The 3,031-nt window shown below is 70.2% G+C and carries 5 protein-coding genes; 4 read left to right on the top strand and 1 reads right to left on the bottom strand.

Annotated elements, in window-relative coordinates; translation table 11 throughout:
• Positions 1-157 (bottom strand): zinc-ribbon domain-containing protein (locus AX708_RS18605; protein WP_197426428.1); only part of this gene is annotated, 157 nt, incomplete at its 3' end.
• 167 nt (positions 158-324) lie between these two features.
• On the opposite strand from AX708_RS18605, the gene ftsE reads away from it, so the two are divergent.
• The 4 genes from ftsE to AX708_RS18585 form a co-directional block, all read left to right on the top strand.
• Positions 325-1,056 (top strand): cell division ATP-binding protein FtsE, encoded by a 732-nt coding sequence (ftsE, locus tag AX708_RS18600; protein ID WP_066527046.1) that lies wholly within the window; start codon positions 325-327, stop codon positions 1,054-1,056.
• Positions 1,053-1,994 (top strand): ABC transporter permease, encoded by a 942-nt coding sequence (locus AX708_RS18595; RefSeq protein WP_082745463.1) that lies wholly within the window; start codon positions 1,053-1,055, stop codon positions 1,992-1,994. The genes ftsE and AX708_RS18595 overlap by 4 nt, the downstream gene beginning before the upstream one ends.
• 10 nt (positions 1,995-2,004) lie before the next feature.
• Positions 2,005-2,535, top strand: a complete 531-nt coding sequence (locus AX708_RS18590) for a YdcF family protein (RefSeq protein WP_066527048.1) — start codon at positions 2,005-2,007, stop codon at positions 2,533-2,535.
• Positions 2,532-3,031 (top strand): 1-acyl-sn-glycerol-3-phosphate acyltransferase (locus AX708_RS18585; RefSeq protein ID WP_233999680.1); only part of this gene is annotated, 500 nt, incomplete at its 3' end. The genes AX708_RS18590 and AX708_RS18585, both read left to right, overlap by 4 nt.

Here is a 3,031-nt window from a genome sequence, read left to right as displayed (position 1 = left end):
GCGCCGCAGGCCGCGCCTGTCCCGCAGGCGCCGAGGCCGGCGGGTCCTGATACCAGCTGTGCTTGCACTTGGCGCAGCGCACGGTGCGCCCCTCGCTGCCGATGGCAGCATCGGGCACCGCATAGCGGGTGCCGCAGGCTGGGCAGGCAATGATCATGTCACATTTCGCAATAGTCCTCGCACCTTTTCGCACAAGAGCGCTTGGGCCGCACCCCCGCATTTACCCGCTGTTTTCCACATTGCGGGGGCTAAATCGGCCTTCGCGGGCCTTGTCCGGCGATCTGCGACTTTCCCGCCGCCCGCCCCCCTGTTAGGTGCGCCTGCATGAGCGAAAATCTCGCGGGCCATGTGAAATTCGACAATGTCGGGCTGCGCTACGGCACCGATCCCGAGGTGCTGAGCAACCTCACCTTCACGCTCTATCCCGGCAGTTTCTACTTCCTCACCGGGGCGAGCGGGGCGGGCAAGACCAGCCTCCTGAAGATGCTCTACCTCGCCCAGGCCCCCTCGCGCGGAGCGATCCGGATGTTCGGGCAGGATCTGGTGACGATGCCAAGGAGCCGTCTGCCCGAATTGCGCCGGCGGCTGGGCGTGGTGTTCCAGAACTTCCGCCTCGTCCCCTATCTCACCGCCTTCGACAATGTCGCGCTGCCATTGAGGCTGGCGGGAACCGAGGAGAAGAAGGTCCAGCGCGCGGTCAGCGACATGCTCGAATGGGTGGGCCTTGCGCACCGCGCCCATGCCGTCCCGCCGAGCCTGTCGGGGGGCGAGCAGCAGCGCGTCGCCATCGCGCGGGCGGTGATCGCGCGGCCCAAGATGCTGATCGCCGACGAGCCGACCGGCAACGTCGATCCCGACATGGCGCTGAAGCTGCTGCGCCTGTTCGAGGCACTGAACAACCGCGTCGGCACCACGGTGGTGGTCGCGACCCACGACGTTCACCTGTTGAAGAAAGTGCCGGATTCGCTGATCATGCGCCTGCACAAGGGCCAGCTGTCGGACCCGACCGGCGCGCTGCGGTATCCCCCCAAGCCGGGCGGCAGCACCGCGACATGAGCAGCCTCCCCCCGCTTCCCGCCGAGGCCGAGGAGGGCGAGGCCCTGCCCGAGCGCCCGAAAGGGCGCGCCGCCGCGCGGCTGCTGCCGCCGCAGCGCCTGACCGGGCCGATCCCCTGGGTAATCGCGATCCTGATCGCGCTGGTGGTGATCGCGGCCGCCGGCGGCCTCGCGCTGCGCAACCTCTCCGCCGCCGCCAGCGCCAGCCTGTCGCGCGCGGTGAGCGTGCAGGTGATCGAGCCCAACCCCGATCTGCGCGAGGCGCGCAAGGCCGCCGCGGTCAAGGTCCTCACCGGCCTGCCCGGCGTCACCGCGGTCCAGGCCTTGCCCGAGGCGGAGCTGGTCGCGATGCTCGAGCCGTGGCTGGGCGCTGGCGCCTCCAGCGGCGACGTGCCGATCCCGGCGCTGATCGATGTCGAACTCGCCGCCAGCGCGGGGCCTGACGAAGTCGCGCGGATCGCCGCAGCGGTAAAGCAGCAGGTGCCGGGCGCGCGGGTCGATGCGCAGGGGGATTTCCTGCGGCCGGTCAACGATGCGCTCGCCGCGCTGCAATGGCTCGCACTGGGCCTCGTCGCACTGGTGGCGCTGGCGACCGCGGCGGCGGTGTGGCTCGCCGCGCGGAACGCCTTTGCCGGCGCGCGCGACACGGTCGAGATCATGCACCTTCTGGGCGCGAGCCAGCGTCAGATCACGGCGGTGTTCCTGCGCGACGTGCTGCGCGAGGCGATTTTCGGCGCGCTGCTTGGCACGGGCCTCGGCGTTGCGGCGGTGTGGCTGCTTGGCCAGCAATTCGCGCAGCTGGGCAGCGGGATGGTGAGCGGCGGGGGCCTGATGCTCGCCGACTGGCTGATCATCGGCGCGGTTCCGCTCGCAGGCGTGCTGCTGGCGGGCCTGACCGCGCGCATCACCATTGCGCTGGCCCTCAAGGACATGCTCTAGGGCGATTGCAATGATCCGCCGCGCAATCTCTCTGGCCGTCCTCCTGTGGGCACTGGGCTTCCTGTGGTTCGTGGTGTTCCTGCCGCGGCCCTCGCAAGGGGTGAAGACCGATGCGGTGATCGTCCCCACCGGCGGCCCCGGGCGGATCGCGCGCGGCCTTGCCGTGCTCGACCGGGGGCTGGCGAAGAAGATGCTGGTGAGCGGGGTCGACAAGGAGGTCCGCCCGCAGGAATTCGCTGCCCAGTTCGGCGTCTCCCCGCGCACCATGGCGTGCTGCGTCACGCTGGGCTTTGCCGCGGTCGACACCCGTTCCAACGCTGCGGAGACTGCCAAGTGGGTGGCGCAGAACGAGGTCCGCAGCCTGCGCCTCGTCACCACCGACTGGCACATGCGCCGCGCTGCGGGCGAGCTTGACCGCACTCTCCCCGAATTCGTCACCGTGGTGCGCGATGCGGTGCCCTCGCAGCCCGACCTCGGCACGCTGTTCCTCGAATATCACAAGCTGATCGCCAGCCGCGCGGCGGGGATGATCGACCTTTGAGGACCCTGCTCGCGGCCCTGCGCAGCCTTGTCTTCTACGTGCTGTTCTATGGCGGCAGCGCGCTGCTGGTGGCCGCTTCGGCGCTGGCGGTAACGGCGCGGCCCGCGTGGCTGGGCGGGATCGTCCGGCGCTGGGGGGCGTGGCACCTGTGGTGCGTCGAGCATCTCCTCGGCATCGAGGTGGTGCTCGATGGCGCGCTGCCGCAGGCGCCCGTCCTGATCGCGATCAAGCACGAGGCCTTCTTCGAGGCGATCGATACCCCGCGCCTGTTCACCTACCCCGCGGTCTTCGCCAAGCAGGAGCTGTTCCGCATCCCCGGCTGGGGCTATTCGGCGCTCGTCTACGGCCTGATCCCCGTGGCGCGCGAGGAAGGCGCCAAGACCCTGCGCCAGATGATCGCGACCGCGAAGGAGCGGGTCGAGGCCGGCCGCCCCCTGGTGATCTTCCCCGAAGGCACCCGCGTCCCCCACGGCACCCGCCCGCCGCTGCAGGCGGG

The sequence above is a fragment of the Erythrobacter sp. CCH5-A1 genome (genome assembly GCF_001557115.1).
Classification (GTDB): domain Bacteria; phylum Pseudomonadota; class Alphaproteobacteria; order Sphingomonadales; family Sphingomonadaceae; genus Erythrobacter.
Note: the sequence above shows the minus strand (reverse complement) of the source record. Positions and strands in the feature narration are given on the sequence as shown.

What these genes read in the sequence shown, in the direction of transcription:
- ftsE (WP_066527046.1), top strand. Translation starts at nt 325, where the DNA reads ATGAGCGAAAATCTCGCGGGCCATGTGAAATTCGACAATGTCGGGCTG.
- AX708_RS18595 (WP_082745463.1), top strand. Translation starts at nt 1,053, where the DNA reads ATGAGCAGCCTCCCCCCGCTTCCCGCCGAGGCCGAGGAGGGCGAGGCC.
- AX708_RS18590 (WP_066527048.1), top strand. Translation starts at nt 2,005, where the DNA reads ATGATCCGCCGCGCAATCTCTCTGGCCGTCCTCCTGTGGGCACTGGGC.